Annotated in this window: 16 protein-coding genes; 10 read left to right on the plus strand and 6 right to left on the minus strand. The window is 36.4% G+C overall.

Features of this window, described 5'->3' with window-relative positions:
• Positions 1-4 precede the first annotated feature (4 nt).
• The gene (gene uvrB / locus HW347_RS12525) at positions 5-1,993 is read left to right on the plus strand and encodes an excinuclease ABC subunit UvrB (RefSeq protein ID WP_214612180.1); all 1,989 of its coding nucleotides are present in this window, start codon (positions 5-7) and stop codon (positions 1,991-1,993) included.
• A gap of 441 nt (positions 1,994-2,434) precedes the next feature.
• Here the strand turns inward: uvrB and HW347_RS12530 are convergent, their stop codons facing one another.
• Positions 2,435-2,860 (minus strand): Hsp20/alpha crystallin family protein, encoded by a 426-nt coding sequence (locus tag HW347_RS12530; RefSeq protein WP_214612181.1) that lies wholly within the window; start codon positions 2,858-2,860, stop codon positions 2,435-2,437.
• 256 nt (positions 2,861-3,116) lie between these two features.
• Here HW347_RS12530 and HW347_RS12535 point away from each other — a divergent pair, with 256 nt between their 5' ends.
• Positions 3,117-3,491 carry a DUF1456 family protein gene (locus HW347_RS12535; protein ID WP_214612182.1) on the plus strand — a complete coding sequence of 125 codons (375 nt, stop codon included), beginning with the start codon at positions 3,117-3,119 and terminating at the stop codon, positions 3,489-3,491.
• A 46-nt stretch (positions 3,492-3,537) separates the two neighbouring features.
• On the opposite strand, the gene HW347_RS12540 is transcribed toward HW347_RS12535, so the two are convergent.
• Positions 3,538-3,873 (minus strand): hypothetical protein, encoded by a 336-nt coding sequence (locus HW347_RS12540; RefSeq protein WP_214612183.1) that lies wholly within the window; start codon positions 3,871-3,873, stop codon positions 3,538-3,540.
• Positions 3,874-4,009: 136 nt separating this feature from the next.
• Positions 4,010-4,471 carry an Lrp/AsnC family transcriptional regulator gene (locus tag HW347_RS12545; RefSeq protein WP_214612184.1) on the minus strand — a complete coding sequence of 154 codons (462 nt, stop codon included), beginning with the start codon at positions 4,469-4,471 and terminating at the stop codon, positions 4,010-4,012.
• 560 nt (positions 4,472-5,031) lie between these two features.
• On the opposite strand from HW347_RS12545, the gene HW347_RS12550 reads away from it, so the two are divergent.
• From HW347_RS12550 to ald, 5 genes are all read left to right on the plus strand, one after another.
• The gene (locus tag HW347_RS12550; protein WP_214612185.1) at positions 5,032-7,980 is read left to right on the plus strand and encodes a TonB-dependent receptor; all 2,949 of its coding nucleotides are present in this window, start codon (positions 5,032-5,034) and stop codon (positions 7,978-7,980) included.
• 30 nt (positions 7,981-8,010) lie between these two features.
• Positions 8,011-8,508: a hypothetical protein gene (locus HW347_RS12555; protein WP_214612186.1), complete on the plus strand. Its 498-nt coding sequence runs from the start codon at positions 8,011-8,013 to the stop codon at positions 8,506-8,508.
• A 33-nt stretch (positions 8,509-8,541) separates the two neighbouring features.
• Positions 8,542-9,729, plus strand: coding sequence for a pyridoxal phosphate-dependent aminotransferase (locus HW347_RS12560; RefSeq protein ID WP_214612187.1), 1,188 nt, complete (start codon positions 8,542-8,544; stop codon positions 9,727-9,729).
• Between the two features lie 128 nt (positions 9,730-9,857).
• Positions 9,858-11,003, plus strand: coding sequence for an AEC family transporter (locus tag HW347_RS12565; protein WP_214612188.1), 1,146 nt, complete (start codon positions 9,858-9,860; stop codon positions 11,001-11,003).
• Positions 11,004-11,046: 43 nt separating this feature from the next.
• The gene (gene ald / locus HW347_RS12570; protein ID WP_214612189.1) at positions 11,047-12,126 is read left to right on the plus strand and encodes an alanine dehydrogenase; all 1,080 of its coding nucleotides are present in this window, start codon (positions 11,047-11,049) and stop codon (positions 12,124-12,126) included.
• 89 nt (positions 12,127-12,215) lie between these two features.
• Here ald and HW347_RS12575 read toward each other — a convergent pair whose 3' ends face one another.
• The 3 genes from HW347_RS12575 to HW347_RS12585 all read right to left on the minus strand — a co-directional run bounded on the left by HW347_RS12575 (position 12,216) and on the right by HW347_RS12585 (position 14,855).
• Complete coding sequence (locus HW347_RS12575) at positions 12,216-12,560, minus strand: hypothetical protein (protein WP_214612190.1); 345 nt, start codon at positions 12,558-12,560, stop codon at positions 12,216-12,218.
• 272 nt (positions 12,561-12,832) lie between these two features.
• Complete coding sequence (gene sucC, locus HW347_RS12580) at positions 12,833-14,026, minus strand: ADP-forming succinate--CoA ligase subunit beta (protein ID WP_194532226.1); 1,194 nt, start codon at positions 14,024-14,026, stop codon at positions 12,833-12,835.
• A gap of 190 nt (positions 14,027-14,216) precedes the next feature.
• The gene (locus tag HW347_RS12585; protein ID WP_155594403.1) at positions 14,217-14,855 is read right to left on the minus strand and encodes an LON peptidase substrate-binding domain-containing protein; all 639 of its coding nucleotides are present in this window, start codon (positions 14,853-14,855) and stop codon (positions 14,217-14,219) included.
• Positions 14,856-15,020: 165 nt separating this feature from the next.
• Here HW347_RS12585 and lysA point away from each other — a divergent pair, with 165 nt between their 5' ends.
• From lysA to HW347_RS12600, 3 genes are all read left to right on the plus strand, one after another.
• Positions 15,021-16,262: a diaminopimelate decarboxylase gene (lysA, locus tag HW347_RS12590; protein ID WP_214612191.1), complete on the plus strand. Its 1,242-nt coding sequence runs from the start codon at positions 15,021-15,023 to the stop codon at positions 16,260-16,262.
• Positions 16,263-16,321: 59 nt separating this feature from the next.
• Positions 16,322-16,855, plus strand: coding sequence for a thioredoxin family protein (locus tag HW347_RS12595; protein WP_214612192.1), 534 nt, complete (start codon positions 16,322-16,324; stop codon positions 16,853-16,855).
• A gap of 155 nt (positions 16,856-17,010) precedes the next feature.
• Positions 17,011-19,596 carry a M1 family metallopeptidase gene (locus tag HW347_RS12600; RefSeq protein WP_214612193.1) on the plus strand — a complete coding sequence of 862 codons (2,586 nt, stop codon included), beginning with the start codon at positions 17,011-17,013 and terminating at the stop codon, positions 19,594-19,596.
• Positions 19,597-19,649 lie beyond the last annotated feature (53 nt).

The raw sequence follows: 19,649 nt of genomic DNA on the forward strand, positions 1-19,649 counted from the left end.
AAGGATGAAATTTAAAGTAGTCTCAGAATTCAAACCAACGGGCGATCAGCCACAAGCTATAAAGCAACTTGTAGAGGGAATGGAAGCCGGCGAAAAGTACCAAACCCTATTGGGCGTTACTGGTTCCGGTAAAACCTTTACCGTAGCCAATGTCATTGAAGAGGTACAACGCCCTACCCTAGTGCTTGCCCATAATAAAACACTTGCTGCGCAGTTGTATTCTGAATTCAAGCAGTTTTTTCCAGAAAATGCGGTTGAGTATTTTGTCTCTTACTATGATTATTACCAACCGGAAGCTTTTATACCCTCATCCGGAATTTATATAGAGAAAGATCTTTCTATAAATGAAGATATTGAAAAGTTACGTTTGAGTGCTACTTCATCTTTACTTTCCGGGCGTCGTGATGTTCTGGTGGTGGCTTCCGTTTCTTGTTTGTACGGTATTGGAAACCCTGTGGAATTTCAAAAGAACGTTATCACAATTAAAAAAGACCAAGTAATTGCACGTACCAAGTTTTTACATCAACTGGTGCAGAGTCTTTACTCGAGAACTACGGCTGATTTTAGAAATGGTAATTTTAGGGTAAAGGGAGACGTAGTTGATGTTTTTCCTAGTTATGCCGATCATGCTTTCCGTATTCACTTTTTTGGTGATGAAGTTGAAGAAATAGAAGCATTTGACCCTTTTAACAATAATGTAATTGAGGTTTACGAAACTTTGAACATCTACCCTGCCAACATGTTCGTTACTTCTCCTGACATTCTCCAAGGCGCTATTCATCAAATTCAAGATGATATGGTAAAGCAGGTAGACTATTTTAAGGAAATAGGGAAACCGCTTGAAGCAAAACGCCTTGAAGAGCGCACCAGTTTTGATTTAGAAATGATTCGTGAACTGGGCTATTGTTCTGGTATTGAAAACTATTCGCGTTATTTGGATGGTCGTCAACCAGGTACTAGACCTTTCTGTCTTTTAGATTATTTTCCAGATGATTATTTAATGGTTATTGATGAAAGTCACGTAACCATACCCCAAGTACACGCCATGTATGGTGGTGACCGTTCTAGAAAAGTGAATTTAGTAGATTACGGATTCCGACTTCCTGCGGCTATGGACAACCGCCCTTTAAAATTCGAAGAATTTGAAGCCCTTCAAAACCAGGCAATCTATGTGAGTGCTACTCCTGCAGATTATGAGTTGGAACTAAGTCAAGGGGTGTTTGTAGAACAGGTAATTAGACCAACAGGGTTATTAGATCCTATTATTGAGGTAAGACCAAGCCAAAACCAAATTGATGACCTTGTAGAAGAAATTCAATTACGGGTAGAGAAAGATGAACGAACCTTGGTTACCACTTTGACCAAAAGAATGGCCGAAGAACTTGCCAAATATCTAACACGAATAAATGTTCGTTGCCGTTATATTCATAGTGATGTTGATACGCTGGAAAGAGTAGAAATCATGCAAGACCTTAGAAAAGGTATTTTTGATGTGTTGATTGGAGTAAACCTACTTCGTGAAGGATTGGATTTACCCGAAGTTTCTTTGGTAGCAATTTTAGATGCGGACAAAGAAGGCTTTCTACGAAGCAATAGATCACTAACACAAACCGTTGGTAGAGCAGCAAGAAATTTAAATGGAAGAGCCATAATGTATGCCGATAAAATTACAGCGAGTATGCAGATGACTATTGACCAAACAAACTACCGTCGCGAAAAGCAAATTGCCTATAATACGAAACATGGTCTCGTGCCAAAAGCACTGAATAAAAGTTTGGATAGTGTACTCTCAAAAAACTCAGTTTCTACATATCATTTCCAAAAAGAAGAGATGAGAGCTGCCGAACCTGACCTCGATTATTTGACAAAAGATCAAGCTGAAAAATTGGTTCGAGAAAAAAGAAAGGCCATGGAAAAAGCCGCTAAAGAACTTGATTTTATGCAAGCCGCTAAACTAAGAGATGAGATAAAATTGCTTCAAGAAAAAGCTTGATTTTGGCCTTTTTTATTGAAAATGACAAATTTCTTACCAGGCTAAATATTAAGTTCACTTATAACGCCTTTAAAATCTGATTAACAATCATATAACACCTATTTTTAGACAAGACTAAAATCAATTTTATAGCGATATTTCATACTCAAAATCACGTTATAGCACTACCTTATCTTTCCTTCAAAATATAACTGTAAAACACATATTATCCACATACCAGCTTCGTGTATTTGATTTTAAAATGACTACCTAAAAAAAGTAAACAATTAGATTTATACACGCAATCCTACCGTTAAAATATTCTTCCTTTAACAGAAAAAAGAAGCCCCTTGAAAATGAATCCAAGGAGCTTCTCCAACTAACCAACCAAACTTAAATCCCCCGATTAAAATCGGGATTATGAAACGTTTTATCTTAACGATAAAACAACCAATCTAACAACTATTTTAACTCAATAAGGCGCTTTGGTTTTGGCAAAGCTTCTTCTTTTTTCGGTAATTCCACCTTTAAAACACCATCTACATAATCAGCTTTTATAGCATCTACATTAATTGATTCTGGAAGCGTAAAAGCCCTTTTAAAAGATGAAAACCTAAACTCGCGACGCGTATAATTTTCTTCTTTTACTTCTTCTTCATTCTTAAATTCAGACGAAATAGTTAAAAGTTCATTATCCACTTCAATATTAAAATCTTCTTTTTTTCTGCCCGGTACAATCAACTCAAGGTCAAAACTCTTTTCATTATCCTTAATGTTAACAGCAGGAGCGTTTCCATTTGTATTCTCCATACCTCCAAACCAATCAGGCTTGAAAATTTCATTCATTAATGCTGGGAACGCTAAATTATTTCTCTTTACTACACTCATGATTTTTATATTTTGAATTAAACTTTAATTTCAGATGGTTAAAGTCAAAATATATACCAATTCCAAAAACATGTCTTTTTGACATATTTAACAATTATTTACGTGACTAAATGTCACTTACAATTGTTTTTATGTGACATTTTAAATTTAATAAGTCATTTTATTGCGTTTAGCTAACACTTAACTAGTTATGATTCTTTTACAAGGTTATGGTTCTAAGTGTTATTTGTAATACCTTGCTAAAAAATTCAAGGCCATGACTAATAATGATGTACTCAAGAAGCTTAGAGTAGCCCTAATGTTCAGGGATGATGATATAATTGATGTTTTGAAACTTGTAGATTTCAAAATTAGCAAAAGTGAATTAGGAGCCTTTTTTAGAAAAGATGACCATCCTAATTATATGGAATGTGGAGACCAAGTATTACGTAACTTTTTAAATGGTTTAGTAATATACCTAAGAGGCACCAAAGAGAGTCCTAAAACTCCTGGAGAAGTTCTTTCTAAGAAAACAGTTAAGCCTGAAGCTAAAGTCAATCATACAAAAAGACCTGATTTCAAGACCCAACAAGAGAGAAGGATTAACAAAGATGTTTCGAACGTAAAATATAAGAACAAAAAAAAATCCTGAGTTCGATGATGAGTCGTAGTCAGGATTAAAGTTCTTGCAACAGGGTTTAGCCTGCTATGCGCACAGGCATGGTATAGGTTCTGCCAACTTTGTATTCCTGCACATTTACTTTCTGGTGATTAAGTTTCTCTTTCACAAAGATTTCCAAAACCTCATTATCTGCATTAACGGTAAGAATTACAATCTCACGCTCTTCATTCAACGTGAACCTTACAAAAGCGGTCATGTCTACATGTGTGGACGTTAAAGAATTGTCACTTAATAACTCTGAAATTTGTACCGCTAAGCTTTTTGAAGGATTTTCATTTTCTCCGTCGTTAGCAAAAGTATTACCAATTGAAAGTAGCATTGCAGCTACCAAGACTAAACTAATTTTTCTCATGATTTATCGTTTTAAATGATTTGATGAATTACCTTAAAGACGACAGGTTCATGAGATCGTTACGAAATGTATTTATTTTAACATATTCTTGTGATTTGAACTATGAACTACATAAGAATACGGGACCTAAGCTACATCAACTCTCAAAATTGATATGCCTACTCATATTTTCTTCTACGGATATAAAAGATTCTATACCTCTAATACCCTCTATAGTTAGTATTGCTTCTTGATATAAACTCCTATAATGCAAACTATCTTTAGCATGTACCTTAATGAATATATCGTACTTACCCGTGCTGTGATGAATTTTGACCACTTCTTGAATTTTTGTCAATTCTTCTATTACCACCTTATATAAAAAGCTCTCTCGTAGATAGATTCCCAAAAAGACAGTCATCTTATAGCCCATTTTACTATAGTCTAAGCTTAAGGTTGAACCTTTAATTACCCCCATATTCTTCATCTTTCGGGTGCGCATATGCACTGTTCCTGGAGATATACCGGCGTTCTTTGCTACTTCCGTATATGGCATCTGCGCATCGCCGGATAGCAGTGTCAATATCTTATGGTCTACTGAATCAAGTTTATCTCTCATTTGTAGTCTTTTTCTTGGTTATTTAGGGTTCCATTTTAATCCTCATCCATCAACAGCCAACCTTACTCAACTGATAATTACTCAATATATTTCATCGTTTGGATGATTTTAGTAAAAATAGTTTAATGATTTCGAAAAAACAGATATAATTCACTAATTAAATCCGTTTTTTTATGAATATAATTAAATTTAGAGCGCTTGTAATTTGTGATGTCATAAAAGTGCTTTTTTAGGTGTAATTCTTCAGATTGATAGGTTTTGGAACCATAAAAAAGAGAAAGCTACCATATTAATTATATAATAAAATAAATCTACCTATTCGATAGATAATCATCTTATAACTACCTAAAACACAGGGTTAACAAAGGTTTACATATTTTTTTTAATCAAAAAGACGCACTAATATTGCCATGTCGTTACGTCATAAATAAATGACTATCGGCAGTAAAGTATCCGGAACTTTTCTTTAGAACTGCATTTGACCACCGTCCCCCCACGAAATGGAGAAGGTGTGGTTGGGCAAATGAACAATGTTTAGTATCAACCAAAACCTTGTACTTATGAAGAACGCTCTAATACTATCACTCTTATTTTTAAACTGTATATACGTATCGTACGGTCAAGAGACAACCATTACCGGATCGGTAATAGATGAAGTCGGTGTCGTGTTGCCTGGCACAGATATTATAATTAAAGGCACAACTAAAGGAACACTAACAGATTTTGATGGTAATTACACTATAGATGCCCCAGCAGATGCTATTCTTGTAGTATCATCATTAGGCTATGCCACCAAAGAGGTCCCTGTAAACGGTCAGACTTCAATTAAGATAACATTGGTCATGGCCGCGGAACAACTACTTGAAACTATTGTAGTGGGCTCAAGGAGACAAGGGAGGACAAAATTAGACACTCCTGTTCCTGTTGATGTAATCAACATTGCTGAAGCAGCTATAAACATGCCACAACAAGACATATCTCAAATGCTAACCGCGGCAGCCCCTTCATTTACTGCATTTACCAGTGGTGGGGGTGATTTATCCTCTTTTGTTAGTCAACCAAGTCTTAGAGGGCTTGCATCTAGTCAAATGCTTGTTCTTGTAAATGGTAAGCGAAGACACTCTTCAGCTATTTTAGCTGGTAATCAAACGGGGACTCCTGGTCCCGGTGTGGATATGAGATTTATACCTTCCGTAGGAGTAGACCGAATTGAAATTCTTAGAGATGGTGCTTCTGCCCAATATGGCTCTGATGCTATAGCAGGGGTAATTAATATGGTTATGAAAAAGGGAACAGGTGAATTTAAAGGTAGTTTAACTGCCGGTGCATACACTAATAAGCCTGGTTACGACGATTCAGAATTGACAGCAGATGAAAGAGCTCTCAACAGATCTTTTGATGGTTGGGATGGTCAAAACTTTCAATTCGATGGTAATTACGGTATTGCATTTGAGAATGATGGCTACTTTAATGCATCCGTTATGTTAGCACAAGCGGAACGTACAGTGAGACCAAGTGTATTGTCTCTGGAGCGCGCTCCCTTATATGACCAATCTTATTTAACAAACAACAGAACGCAAACTAATGGGACACCAATTATTACAAACCCTGAACTTATAGCCGCACAAGCCAGCGGAGATGCTGGACTTATTAGCTCCCTACAAACAGTACAAGGACTTATGTCTGCAAGAGATATTGAACAAATTGATGTGGCTTCATATTCTGGCTTACCAGCTAAAACGAATATGAGTTTGGCTTTCAATATGGAAACTCCTTTAACAGAAACATCAGATTTTTATGCTTTTGGAGATATTGGCTATCAATATTCTGATGCATACAGCTGTTTTTACAGAAGATCCGCACAAGCAGACAGATCCAGTTATGATTTGTACCCAAACGGTTTTAGACCTCAAATTTACAATGACCAATACAACATCTCCCTTGCTACTGGAATTACAGGTATGATCGGAGATTATGATTTTGATTTAAGTAACACATTTGGCACGAACTGGGCCAAATACGGAATGTTCAATACTTGGAATGCAAGTATTGGCTCTGGCTCACCAACAGATATGAATCTTGGTACGCATAGCTTTTTACAAAACACTATAAACTTAGATGCCTCTCATTTTTATGAAGATATCCTATCTGGATTAAACGTTGCGTTTGGTGGAGAATTGAGATTTGAAAATTATATTATTCAAGCGGGTCAGGAAGAAAGCTATACAGCTGGTGATGCCGGTGTTGTTACTGCTACAGAAGACAACCAAGCAGTTGTTGGCCCAGATGGTTTTCCTTTGGAAGACCTTTACGGAAGTCCTTACATAGACGAATTTGGAAACCCTTTATCTCTTGAGTATGCAGGTGTAAGTCAAGAATTGGTAAAGAACTACGCACTAAACTGTCAATGTTTTAGAGGTTATGCTCCTGAAAATGAAGGTAACAACTGGAGATCAGTTATGGCTGCTTACGTAGATATGGAGCTTGATTTTACTGAAGATTTTCTGTTATCCGGTGCACTTAGAGTAGAAAATTACTCTGATTTTGGAAATGTATTGACAGGTAAAATAGCCGGGCGCTATAAAATTGGTGAAAACTTTTCTTTCAGAGGTTCGTTCAGTAGTGGCTTTAGAGCTCCTTCTTTACAAGAACTGAACTACTCGCATAGTTACACGTTCTTCGTAGACCTTGTTCCTTTTGATGGCACCCTTTATCCTAATAACAGTTCTGCCTCTCGCGCTTTGGGCATTAGCGCCTTAACCGAAGAAAGATCAAGAAACTACAGTTTAGGTTTCACGACCAAAATTGGAAAAGTTGACATAACAGTTGACGCCTATAAAATTGACATATTTGACAGAATTTTTGAAACAGGAGAATTTGATTCAACCGAAGCACCTTCACTAGAACCGATCATTGGAAGCGGGTTAGCTAGCTTTAGAATCAACGGTGGAGACATAAGTACACAAGGTGTTGAAGCAGTTGTTAACTACAACACTAACTTAGGCGCAGGTAAACTTGGCCTTGTGTTAGCAGGTACTTTCAGAAAAAACAAATTCGAAGGAGTAAATCTACCTGATTTAGATACCAACTTAACAGATCAACAATTAGAAGAAAACTATGTAAGCCGTTCGCTTATCGGTCAATTTGAAACAGGTACGCCAAGTTCAAAAATAATCGGAACACTTAACTATTCAGTTGGTAAATTTTCTGCTATGTTAAGAGGTACACGTTTTGGGTCGGTTCAGACTAGAGATAACAACTTACGAACATTGGTTCCTGAAGGAACCCTAGGTTATGCTGATCAGTTTTTTACACCTGAATTCACTACAGACATAGGTGTTACCTATAAATTTAGCGAAGCCTTAAGTCTTACTATTGGAGGAAATAACATCTTCAATGAATACCCAGAAATCTTAAGATACGAGTTACGTGATTTTAACCTATACTCACAATACCAGCAAGGATCTGCAGGGGCTTATTACTTTGGAAGATTAACTATCACCCTGTAATAATTTCAACTAACAATTAAGAAGAAGATTATGAAAACATATAAAACTATTATCTTAATTTTTACCGTAGCTCTGGGTCTTTTATCCTGTGAGCAAGAGAGACTAGAACCCGTACTTACTACAGCAGAAGGTGGCGGTACTTTAAGCACCTATCTAGCATACACGATTGAATCAACTGATCCGTCAGGCTCTAATGTTTATGGCAGGGTAGTTTTCTACAAAACAACTTTAAACCAAACTTTAGTTCAGGTTTCCCTGAATAATACAGTAGAGGATTTAATGCACCCTGCACTTATTCTAGATGGCGCTATTGGAACAGAAACCACTACTGTAACAACTTTAGATACTGTAGACGGATCTACTGGTGAATTTGCATCAAGTAAGTTTTTCGTGATTACCGATGAGACTTATTATGACGCTATCGAGACCATGGATACTCACATAAACATTTACCTAAGCGCTACCGACGACACTATTGTAGCATCTAGTGATTTAGGTTTGAACGCAGAACCAGTAGAATCAAATTAAACTTAAACTTTTTAACTTAAAACACATATTATTATGAAAACATTAGACAGAAGAGCATGGTTGAAACGAGGAGCACTTACAGCAGCTGGAGCAATAGCTGCACCGTATTTAAGTTATGGGGCATTTGGTAACGAGCCAGTGATCATAGATGCTCAAGGCAATCTTCCATATACTCCTTTTTTTAAAGAGTATTTGCCTTATGAAGTAGACAAACCTGTTGAACTTCTTGCAAAATTAAATGCTAATGAGAACCCTTATGGACCATCACCTATGGCTGTTGATGCTTTTCAAAAATATGCGCCAAAAGGTAATCGTTATGGATGGAAAGAAATGTTCGAATTGGTCGATAAAATTGCTGAACTAGAAGGTGTTAAAACTGAAACTATTATGATGGGGCCTGGTTCTTCTGACCTTTTAGAGAAAACTGCGATGGTATTTTTCCAAAATGGAGGAAATATTGTTTCTGCGGACCCTGCATACATGTCATTGATAAAAGTAGCCGAAGCTACAGGAGCAACATGGAAGCCTATCAAACTAAAAGAGGATTGGTCTCATGATTTACCTGCTATGGAAGCGGCAATCGATGCTGACACAAAACTGGTATACATCTGTAACCCGAACAACCCAACGGGAAGTATGACAGACCATGAAGAACTTGTTGATTTTTGCTCTAGGGTTTCTGAAAAAGTTCCAATTTTTGTAGATGAAGCCTATTTAGGATTTTTAGATGATGCTGCCAAAAAAAGTATGGTATCTCTAATAAACGAAGGTAAAAATGTAATGATTGCACGTACTTTCTCTAAAATTCAAGGTATGGCCGGTTTACGTGTAGGTTATATGGTTGCTCAACCAGAAACATTGGCTATCATTCAAAAGGTAACAAGAGGTGGCATGGGTATTTCATTACCATCGATTCATGCTGCAATGGCAAGTATGGATGATGTTGAATTTTCAAACAAAACAAGAAAATTGAATTCTGAATGTAGAGAGTATGTTTATTCTGTATTAGATGGCATGGGTTATAGCTATGTACCGTCGTCTACAAGCTTTATAATCTTTCCGATTGAAATGGACGGAAAAGCATTCTTAGAAAAAATGACCGCAGAAGGTGTTGGTGTTCGTGCTTTCAACATTATGGACAAAAACTGGTGTCGTGTTAGTATGGGTACTATGGAAGAAATGAAACTTTTTGGTGCTGCCTTACAAAAAGTACTGGCTTAAAATTATGCAATGCCCCCAGAGAGTCGGTTTTTCTAGTCAATTGCCTTGATATTTTAGACGCTGGCTCTCAACGGGTTATTCAACCCTTTTTACCTACTCATATCAATAACTCTTAAACTAATCTCCCTATGAATTTCGCCCTTCAAAATACGCTAGAACTATTACTCATTATTGGTCTAGGGTTACTATTACAGAAAAAAGTAGCGAAGCAAGACCTTAAAGGTGTAAAAGTTATTATTCTAAGTGTTGCCTTACCAGCCGTAATTTTCGTTGCGCTTTTAAAAATAAAATTAGATAGTTCTTTATTGATATTCCCCTTGCTTGCTCTAGCATTTAACCTAGTTATGCTACTAGCATCAAAATATCTTCTGAACACAACCTTATCTAAAGAAGAAAACTCAAAAAAACGAACTATAATGATGCTGATGCCTTCTTTGGCACCAGGTCTATCATGCTTCCCTTTCATTGCCATTTATTTAGGCGATGATTCTGTAGCACTAGCTGCTCTTGCTGATGTTGGAAATAAAATTTTTGTTCTTATACTGCTTTATATGGTTGCCATGCATTGGTATCAAAAAAGAGCTATAAAAGATTTACAAACCTCAACCTCTAACAAACTAAAGGGATTAGGTTTAGCGCTCATAAAAGAACCTATTAATTTGGTTATAATTGTTGGTCTCTTACTTCTATCCTTTGGGTTCAATTTAGAATCTTTACCATCGTTCGTACAAAATACTGCATTACATATTAAAGTAATAATGACCCCTCTTATCCTATTGTTCATAGGCATGGCGGTACGTATAAAATCTGGAGAATTTGGATTGATTCTCTCTCTTTTAACAAGAAGAGCAGGAATTACATTCTGTATATCCGCTGTTTTCATTTTATTATTTCCGGCCCTGTCGGCACCATTGGTACTTTTACTAATAGTATTCCCACAAAGCTCATGTAGTTTTTGGCCATTTGCCCATATGAGCGCCATTAGCTCTATGGAAGAAAATGACAAGCAGGACAAACCAACCTTTGACATCAACTTTGCTGTAAATATTTTAGCATTGTCTTTACCGTTTTCAACCATGTTAGCTATTGGTATATTCTCTTTTAGTGATTTCTTTATCAATCCTACAATTTTACTCTTAATAGGCTTTGGTATGGTTACCCTTTCCTTTATCCCATATATAATTGAGAAAGTAAAGAAAAATAAAGAAGCAGAATTGTCTGGTCAGTTCAACACTTACGTAGGAATTGATTCACAAACTTCAGAGGAAAGCTAGTTTAAAAAAATAACTTCCTTAAATTTATCAAAAAAAACAAAACATGACTATTGGTATCCCCAAAGAAGTTAAGAACAACGAAAATCGCGTAGGTATGACTCCTGCCGGTGTATTTGAACTAACCAAAAACGGCCATATCGTTTATGTGCAATCCGGTGCAGGAGATGGCAGTGGTTTTTTTGATCATGATTACAAAAAAGCGGGTGCTCTTATTTTAGACACCATAGGACAAGTTTACGGTATTAGCGAAATGATTGTGAAGGTCAAGGAGCCTATGGCTGAAGAGTATGACCTGGTACAGCCCGATCAAATTATTTTCACGTACTTTCATTTTGCATCTAGCGAACCGTTAACAAAGGCAATGATAGAGAGTAAATCTATATGTATTGCTTACGAAACCGTGGAAGATGAAGATGGTACGTTACCTCTTTTAACACCAATGTCCGAAGTTGCAGGAAGAATGGCAATTCAGCAAGGTGCGAAATATCTAGAAAAACCTGCAAAAGGTAGAGGCGTTCTATTAGGTGGTGTACCTGGTGTTGCTCCTGGCAAAGTTCTTATTTTAGGTGCTGGAGTAGTTGGTGTACAGGCGGCAAAAATGGCTGCTGGCCTTGGTGCTCAGGTTACTGTTTTAGATATTAATATGAAACGTCTGAGATATATAAACGATGTTATGCCTCCTCATGTAATAACCGAGTTTTCTAACGAATTCAATATCCGCAAGTACATAAAAACACATGACCTTATTATTGGTGGTGTTCTTTTAAAAGGAGCTAAAGCACCTAATCTTATTACTAGGGATATGCTTAAAGAAATGCGACCAGGAACTGTTATTGTAGATGTTGCCGTAGACCAAGGTGGTTGCGTAGAAACTACGAGACCTACCACTCATGAAGATCCTACTTATATTATTGATGATGTTGTACATTACTCTGTAGCAAATATGCCTGGAGCGGTGCCTTACACATCTACCGTAGCACTTACCAACGTTACGCTACCGTACGTATTAAAGTTAGCGAATTTAGGATGGGCAACTGCCACTGATAAAGACCCAGCACTTAAGAAGGGACTAAACATTATTAATGGAGAAGTGGTTTATGACGGAATAATGGAAGCTTTCTAAAAAAGTTATTTCCTGAATACAACATAATTTAAAAAAAAACGGTCTCCTATAAAGAGACCGTTTTTCAATTATAAAATGAGAAGCTTTTCTTATCGTTTCGCAACTTCGATTGGAATACGATATACAATACCTTTTTGGAAAGTACCCTTGGATAATTTTTCGTAATCAATAGCTCCTTTCAAATAGGTTCTTAGTGCTTCGTTATCTGTTTCTATAGAAAGAATTTTTAAATAATTTCCTTCATCAACAGCAACTCTAACTTCTGCTTTTGAGCCTCTAATTTCATTTGGAATTACGTTTTCACTTAACATCTCATAAATTTGAGAAGTAAGTAGTTGTACCGCCTTTGGCTGGTGTGATTCTGGAGTGCCGGCAAATGCATAGCCTATGTTCAACGCCATCATCACCATAAGTGCATAAACTGATTTTTTCATGATATCTTGTTTTGTTTTGCTAATTCAGATAACTAATTCATATTAAAGATAACACAATCTAAAGCCTGCATATTATTAATTTAATAAATTTTAACACTATAAAACAGTAATGTCATAAAATAGATATAAAAACTAACGAAACCTCAGCTTTTTACCTCACAGCCTTACTATGAAAGGAGGGACTGGATAAAAAAAACTCCTTATTTGGAACAAAAAAGAGGGATAAACCATGTGGTTCATCCCTCTTTAAAATTTATAAAAAGTATAAGAGTCTAGCTCAATACTTCTTTTACGATATCAGCAGCTTCTTGAAACTGAACTGCAGAATGTACTGCTAAACCAGAATTGTCAATGATTTCTTTTGCAATTTCTGCGTTAGTACCTTGCAATCTAACAATGATAGGAACTTTAATAGCGTCTCCCATATTCTTGTAAGCTTCTACAATACCATTTGCAACACGGTCACAACGTACGATTCCACCAAAAATATTAACCAAAATTGCTTTAACACCTTCATCCTTTAGAATGATACGGAAAGCTTCTTCTACTCTTTTAGCATCAGCTGTACCACCAACATCTAAAAAGTTAGCTGGCTCACCACCTGCCATTTTGATTAAATCCATTGTGGCCATTGCCAATCCGGCTCCGTTTACCATACAGCCAACATTTCCATCTAAATCAACATAATTTAGACCTAATGCCCCAGCTTCAACTTCAATTGCATTCTCTTCACGTAAATCACGCATTTCTGCATATTGCTTTCTACGGTAAAGTGCATTATCATCAATAGACACCTTAGCATCTACTGCCATAATCTTATCATCTGATGTTTTCAACACAGGGTTGATTTCAAACATACTAGAATCACTTTCTACATACGCTTTATACAAGGCTGTAACGAATTTTGTCATTTCCTTGAATGCAGTACCAGAAAGACCTAAATTAAAGGCTATTTTTCTAGCTTGAAATCCTAAAAGACCTGTAGATGGATCAATCTCTTCAGTGAAAATAAGTTCAGGAGTGCTTTCCGCAACCTCCTCAATATCCATTCCACCTTCTGTAGAATACATAATCATATTTCTACCTGTACCTCTGTTTAATACAACAGACATGTAAAACTCTTTAGTTTCACTATCGCCTGGGTAGTATACATCTTCGGCAACTAAAACTTGGTGTACTTTTTTACCCGCAGCAGATGTCTGTGGAGTAATTAAGTTCATCCCTATGATGTTTCCTGCAATTTCTTCTACTTCTTTAAGGTTTTTGGCCAATTTTACGCCTCCACCTTTACCTCGACCACCTGCATGCACCTGGGCCTTTATAACGTGCCAACCGGTTCCGGTCTCTGCCGTTAACTGTTTTGCAGCCTCAACCGCTTCCTTTGGATTATGGGCCACGATACCGCGCTGAATGCGCACACCGAAACTGGCTAAAATCTCTTTTCCTTGGTACTCGTGAAGATTCATATATTAAGGTATATTTAGATTCAGAAGCAAAAATAGCAAACGCAAAGGATTTAGACTAATGAAATATGGAGTTAGTTGCAAGCAGAGAAAATCTTATTTCAGAAATACTTGACTGTAACCAATGTAAAATAATCAAAAACACCATTATAATTAACCTAACACATAGGGTTCTAACCCATATGATAGAGCTCTAAAGATTAAAGTCTTCAAAATCTAACGGGTCAAAATTTTTGAAATTCCCGTTCATTTCTATCGTCTTTTTGGTGCGGTTTACTTCGCTTAACATAGAAATGGTGGAAATTAAATGAGATTTCATAAATAATAATCGATCTCGTTCACTAGGCATTTGCAGCAATTGGTATTCTTGATTAAACGAAAGTCCCATCTTATGCACCAATACATAACTATTGAACTTCTCTAATGGCAATGGGGTATAAGGCACACCCATTAGCTCATATAATTCATGTATTTTATCCAATACTTCTTGCTTTATCTCTTTTTCAGCATCATTTACACTGTCTAAAAACTGAATGGTACCACCGGCATAGAGTTTCCCTTTCATTTGTTTTTCAAAACTAAGAATACGGAAAACTTGGCGCGCTACACAGGTTACATCCATCTCACCATTATCATATGTGTTCACTATCTCTACCAATTGTACCTCTGTACCATAGATCATATTATCATTAATATAAACTGGAATACCAAAGGTAACCGCCTCTTTTCTACAGTCTACTATTAACTGCTTATAGCGATCTTCAAAAATATGCAGGGGTACTGTCTCACCTGGAAAAAAAATAGATTGTAAGGGTAATAATGCCAGCTTCATAATGTGAAATTTGGTCTAAAAATACAACTGAATTGACTAACCACAAACTTATTTTAAAACCTTGTTTGTTTTAAAAATAACAATTTGTTGTATTTTTTATATTTGTGGTTGATTTTTTGCCCATATGGGATTAACGGATTAAATTTGTATCAAATACCGAAGGATATGAATAATGCCGATTTGCTAAATATAGCAAAAACCTATGGAGATCCCGTTTACGTTTACGATTCGGAAAAAATAATTTCTCAGTTTCAGAGACTTACAAGTGCTTTTAGCAGCGTAAAGAAATTGAAACTTAACTATGCCGCAAAGGCATTGTCCAATATTGCCATACTTAAGCTAATGAATAGTTTAGGCAGTGGCTTGGATACGGTTTCTATACAAGAAGTTCAATTAGGATTACTTGCTGGTTTTAAACCTCAATCAATAATTTTCACTCCTAACGGTGTTTCTCTAGAAGAGATAGAGGAAGCTTCTAAATTGGGAGTTCGTATCAATATAGATAACCTCTCTATTTTAGAACAATTTGGTAGCAAGCATCCAGATGTACCTGTGTGCATTCGTATCAACCCGCATGTTATGGCAGGCGGAAACGCCAATATCTCAGTAGGCCATATTGACTCTAAATTTGGTATTAGTATACACCAGATTCCGCATTTGTTGCGTATTGTTAATGTTACTAACATGAACATAAACGGTATACATATGCATACCGGAAGTGATATTTTAGATATTGACGTTTTCCTATACGCTTCTGAAATACTTTTTGATACCGCTAAAAACTTCAAAAACCTAGATTTTATTGATTTTGGAAGCGGATTTAAAGTTCCTTATAAAGAAGGTGATATTGAAACCAATGTTGAGGAATTGGGTAAAAAATTAGGTACTCGTTTTAACGAGTTCTGTAAAGAATATGGCAAACAACTTACTTTGGCTTTTGAACCAGGGAAATTCTTAGTTAGTGAAGCAGGTAACTTTCTTGCAAAAGTAAATGTGGTTAAACAAACTACTTCTACCGTTTTTGCTAGTATAGATTCAGGTTTTAACCACTTGATCAGACCTATGCTTTATGGCGCTACTCATAGAATTTTGAACATTTCTAACCCTAGTGGCAGAGAGCGTTATTATTCTGTTGTAGGTTATATATGCGAGACCGATACTTTTGCCAGCAACAAGAGAATTAACGAAATAAGTGAAGGAGATATTCTTTGTTTCAAAAACGCAGGTGCTTATTGCTTTACTATGGCCAGTAATTACAACTCAAGATTTAGACCTGCAGAGGTTCTATGGCATGAGGGTAAAGCCATATTAATTAGGGAACGAGAGACTTTTGAGGATCTTACTAAACATCAAATAGATGTTAAAAATCTCTTTTCTCAGAAGAAGGAAAAAGCTTTAGCAAAATAAACTTGTCACATTTTCGTTAGTTTTGGTACATTAGTTGGACTAATACCGCAAAAATCAAGATGAAAATACCCACCACATACGCTTTAAAATTTGTCCTATTTTTATTTATAGGACTTACAGCCACAAACATTAGTGCCCAAGAGGTTAAATGGTTGAGTTGGGATGAAGCAGCTGAATTGGTAGCTACCGAAAAGAATCCGAAGAAGATTTTTATAGATGTCTATACAGATTGGTGTGGATGGTGTAAAAAAATGGACAAAGATACTTTTCAAGATTCTCAAGTAGCCGCTTACATGGCCGATAATTTTTACATGGTTAAGCTAGATGGGGAAGGCAAGGACCCTATTGATTTTAAAGGAAAAACCTATAAATTTATTCCATCAGGAAAAAAAGGGTATCATGAATTTGCTGCTGCACTTATGCAAGGCAGAATGAGTTATCCAACCACTATTTTTTTAGATGAAGAAATGAATATGCTTTCTCCGGTACCTGGCTACCAGAAACCAGAGCCTTTCTTAAATATCGCTAAATACTTTGGCGACAATATTTATAAAGACCAAGATTGGAAGACCTACACGGGCGAAGGAAAATAAGATGCTATAATAAGACATTACGAAGCCCGATATCATTTGAATGATATCGGGCTTTTTTTTATGATTCAAAAGCTAGATTACTCTATTCTTCTTGTATTCGTTTTTACTTTTGAGTACTTTCATTCTACCAAAGTAAATTTCCAGTTCAAAAGTTCATGAAAACATTCTTAATCACCTTAATTGCAAGTCTCGCCCTTCTTTCCTGCGCAGACAAAAATAATGCTCCTTTTAAATTGGAAAACGGAGTTTCTTTAGAACTGGCGAACTATAGAAAAAGCCAAATTTCCGATATAAACTATCAACTAGATTTTAATATCCCGAAAGACAGAAATTCGCCTATACCCGCCAAATTAGTTCTAAATGTAGAAATTTCTAATCTAGAGGCTCCGTTGTATCTAGACTTTAAAGAAAAAACTGCCAACTTAAAATCTATTGTGGCCAACAACAAAAAGATTACCGTTGTTCATGAAGAAGAACATATTATAATTGCCCCTAAGCACCTTAATATTGGCGAAAACACTATAGAAATTGAATTTATTGCCGGTGAATCATCTTTAAACAGAAACGATACTTATCTCTATACACTTCTAGTTCCGGACAGAGCCCGAACACTTTTCCCTTGTTTTGACCAACCCAATCTAAAAGCTACTTACTCCTTAGATATTACCGCACCAAAAGATTGGGCAGTACTTTGCGGTGCTCCAAAAGTTAATAAAGAAGAAATTGAAGGTTTTACCAAACATCATTTTGGCAAAAGTGATCAAATGAGCACGTACTTGTTCTCTTTTGTTGCTGGCGAATTTGAAACTACCCACCAAAATCCGGGTAAGTTTGATATGAAAATGCTTTACAGGGAAACCAATGAGGATAAGATTGCTTTTAGTACAGATACTATTTTTAATCTTCATCAACAATCAATATCCTTTTTAGAAGATTATACCGACCACAAATTCCCTTTTCAGAAACTAGATTTTGCAACTATTCCCGGGTACCAATATGGTGGCATGGAACAGGTGGGTGCCGTTCAATACAAAGAAAGTACTCTGTTCTTGGATGAAACATCTACTGAAAATCAAAAACTACAAAGGGTAAAACTTATAGCTCATGAAACAAGCCACATGTGGTTTGGAGATTTGGTAACTATGGATTGGTTCAATGATGTTTGGATGAAAGAAGTCTTCGCTAATTTTATGGCCGATAAAATAGCTAATCCGGTTTTCCTGGAAATTAATCACGACCTCGCTTTTATGACCACGCACTACCCTAGGGCATATGGTGAAGACAGGACCAGAGGGTCTAATCCTATTCGCCAAGAATTAGATAATCTAAAGAATGCCGGCTCCCTTTACGGAAGTATTATCTACAGCAAAGCACCTATAATGATGCGACAATTAGAAGCGGCTTTAGGCAAAGAGGCTTTTCAAAAAGGGGTTCAAAAATATATTAAGACCTACAGTAACAGTAATGCTACGTGGAACGACCTAATTGCCCTATTTGTAGAAAATACAGACGTGGATATTGAAAAATGGAGTGAGGTTTGGGTAAACGGTCCTGGGCGTCCTATATTTCATGAACAAATAGTGTACGATTCCAATGAGAGAATAATGTCTTTTACCATAAGCCAAACCGCAGAAGATGATAGCTACCGGGTGTGGCCCCAAACTTTTGACATTACTCTGGTCTACAAAGATAGTTTGCAGAACATTGCAGTTGATATGAAAGGGAGTAGCGTAGAACTTAGCGCAGCAGTAGGAAAATCAAAACCCTTATCTATTATCTATAATTCCAATGGCATGGGTTATGGCGTTTTCCCCATGTACGATATAGAAAGCGAAGAAACTCCTGAAATTAAAGATGATATTACGCGCGGCTACATATACATTAATAGTTATGAAAGTGCCTTAAACGGTTTAATTAAGCCCGAAACTATACTAGAATTCTACCGAGAGAGCTTAGCTACTGAGAAAAACGAGCTTTTGACCAATCTACTTTCCGGTTACATTAGCAACCTTTTTTGGAAATACCTTTCTCCTGAAGAAAGAATAAAATATCAACCTCTTCTTGGAGACATGCTTTGGTCTCAATTACAGATGGAGATACCTGCCAATATGAAGAAAACGCTGTTTTCTACTTTTCGTTCAATTGCTTTTTCTGAGAAATCAACTGCCCAATTGTATAGCGTTTGGCATAAAGACCATATCATACCCAATTTGAAGTTGAACCAAGATGATTATACCAAAATGGCTATGAGTTTGGCTCTGTTCAATCATACGGACTATGAGAACATTTTACAAGAAGCCAAGGAAGATATTAAAAACCCTGATGATTTGACGGAGTTTAATTTCCTGCTCCCTTCGTTATCAAATGATTTAGCTGTTAGACGGGAATTTTTTAAATCTCTTAAAGATAAGGACAACAGACAGAGAGAATCTTGGGTATTAAGCGCATTAAGCAATCTAAATCATCCATTAAGAGACGAAGAAAGCATTAAAAACTTAAGAACAAGTCTAGACATGTTAGAGGAAGTTCAAAAAACAGGTGATATTTTCTTTCCTAAAGGATGGCTCAATAATACCATCGGCAAACATACGTCTGCCGAAGCTTATACTATTTTAAATGATTTCCTAAGGGATAACCCCAATTTAGAGCCGACTCTATTGAGTAAATTATTGCAAGCGTCCGATGATTTATATAGGGTGCATACTTTTAGCGAAAAAGAAGGTTCAGTTCCTGCCAAGTAGCATTTGATTTTGCGAGGATATTAAGTAACAAAAAAGAGCACTCTAAGAGCGCT

Origin of the sequence: Zobellia barbeyronii (assembly GCF_018603515.1) — a bacterium.
Classification (GTDB): Bacteria; Bacteroidota; Bacteroidia; order Flavobacteriales; family Flavobacteriaceae; genus Zobellia; species Zobellia barbeyronii.